The organism is Roseateles sp. P5_E1 (assembly GCF_054049335.1).
The window spans coordinates 1-577 of the sequence record NZ_JBFUMN010000352.1; the positions used below are offsets into that span (position 1 = coordinate 1).

Here is a 577-nt window from a genome sequence, read left to right on the forward strand (position 1 = left end):
GGACGTGCTGACCAAGCACGCCGACGTGCTCAAGCAGGCCGGCTTCGATCCCAACAACGGCATCGGCAATCTGTTCGCGCGCCTGCCGCAGCTGCCCGAAGCCACCCAGGAAGCGATCAAGGCCGACCTGGCTGCCGAGTACGSCAMGCGCCCGGGCCTGGCSATGGTCAAYTCCGACAAGGGCATCACCAACCTGCACGTGCCSAGCGACGTSATCGTCGACGCCTCGATGCCGGCGATGATCCGYGACWSSGGCSGCATGTGGAAYGCCGARGGCAAGCTGCAGGACACCAAGGCGGTSATCCCKGACCGYTGCTACGCTGGTGTGTACCAGGCCGTGATCGATGATTGCCGCACCCACGGCGCGTTCGACCCGGCCACCATGGGCTCGGTGCCCAACGTCGGCCTGATGGCGCAGAAGGCCGAGGAGTACGGCTCGCACGACAAGACCTTCCAGATCCCGGCCGACGGCACCGTGCGCGTCACCGACGACGCCGGCAACGTGGTGTTTGAACACGCCGTGCAGACCGGCGACATCTGGCGCATGTGCCAGACCAAGGACGCCCCGATCCAGGAC

The 577-nt window shown here is 66.7% G+C and carries 1 protein-coding gene; it reads left to right on the forward strand.

The window, feature by feature from the left end; all coding sequences use genetic code 11:
• On the forward strand, positions 1-577 hold a 577-nt coding region (locus tag ACXJKJ_RS31475), incomplete at both ends, for an NADP-dependent isocitrate dehydrogenase (RefSeq protein ID WP_457395594.1).